General features: G+C 51.3%; 2 tRNA genes and 2 rRNA genes. All 4 read left to right on the top strand.

The features are described 5' to 3' along the window. Positions 1-272 (top strand): 16S ribosomal RNA (locus DXX3274_RS00685); the annotation flags it as partial. A gap of 69 nt (positions 273-341) precedes the next feature. Further along, positions 342-418: transfer RNA gene (locus tag DXX3274_RS00680), tRNA-Ile, on the top strand. A gap of 101 nt (positions 419-519) precedes the next feature. Next, positions 520-595, top strand: a tRNA-Ala gene (locus DXX3274_RS00675). Positions 596-761: 166 nt separating this feature from the next. Then, positions 762-1,190: ribosomal RNA gene (locus tag DXX3274_RS00670) — 23S ribosomal RNA — on the top strand; the annotation flags it as partial.

Here is a 1,190-nt window from a genome sequence, read left to right as displayed (position 1 = left end):
AGCAAGCGGACCTCATAAAGTACGTCGTAGTCCGGATTGGAGTCTGCAACTCGACTCCATGAAGTCGGAATCGCTAGTAATCGTAGATCAGAATGCTACGGTGAATACGTTCCCGGGCCTTGTACACACCGCCCGTCACACCATGGGAGTGGGTTGCAAAAGAAGTAGGTAGCTTAACCTTCGGGAGGGCGCTTACCACTTTGTGATTCATGACTGGGGTGAAGTCGTAACAAGGTAACCGTAGGGGAACCTGCGGTTGGATCACCTCCTTACCGAGTTGAAGTGCCTGCGTGGTGTCCACACAGATTGTCTGATGAAATAAACGAGCAGTAAAACCTTATAGGCTTGTAGCTCAGGTGGTTAGAGCGCACCCCTGATAAGGGTGAGGTCGGTGGTTCAAGTCCACTCAGGCCTACCAGATTTCTCCTGATACTGCGTTGTGAAATAGCCCGCATACTGATGCAGGCGTTGTCATTTTACGCCTTGTCTCAGAAGAAATTACGGGTAAAGGTTTCTACTGGGGCTATAGCTCAGCTGGGAGAGCGCCTGCTTTGCACGCAGGAGGTCTGCGGTTCGATCCCGCATAGCTCCACCATTTACGAATGACTTCAGAGTATACTGGCGACAGTATGCTGCGAAGTATTCTGCTCTTTAACAATCCGGAACAAGCTGAAAATTTGAAACGACAGCGTACAAGTAACACTTGTATGTTGTTCGAGTCTCTCAAAATGCTCGCATCCCGAGACACTTTCGGGTTGTGAGGTTAAGCGACTAAGCGTACACGGTGGATGCCTAGGCAGTCAGAGGCGATGAAGGGCGTGCTAATCTGCGAAAAGCGTCGGCAAGGTGATATGAACCGTTATACCCGACGATACCCGAATGGGGAAACCCAGTGTGATTCGTCACACTATCATTAACTGAATCCATAGGTTAATGAGGCGAACCGGGGGAACTGAAACATCTCAGTACCCCGAGGAAAAGAAATCAACCGAGATTCCCCCAGTAGCGGCGAGCGAACGGGGAGCAGCCCAGAACCTGAATCGGCTTGTGTGTCAGTGGAAGCGTCTGGAAAGTCGCACGATACAGGGTGAAAGTCCCGTACACGAAGATGCACAGGCCGTGAGTTCGATGAGTAGGGCGGGACACGTGGTATCCTGTCTGAACATGGGGGGACCATCCTCCAAGGCTAA

This window comes from Dickeya sp. NCPPB 3274 (assembly GCF_000406205.1).
Taxonomy (GTDB): domain Bacteria; phylum Pseudomonadota; class Gammaproteobacteria; order Enterobacterales; family Enterobacteriaceae; genus Dickeya; species Dickeya fangzhongdai.
This window is presented reverse-complemented; position numbering and strand designations above follow the sequence as displayed.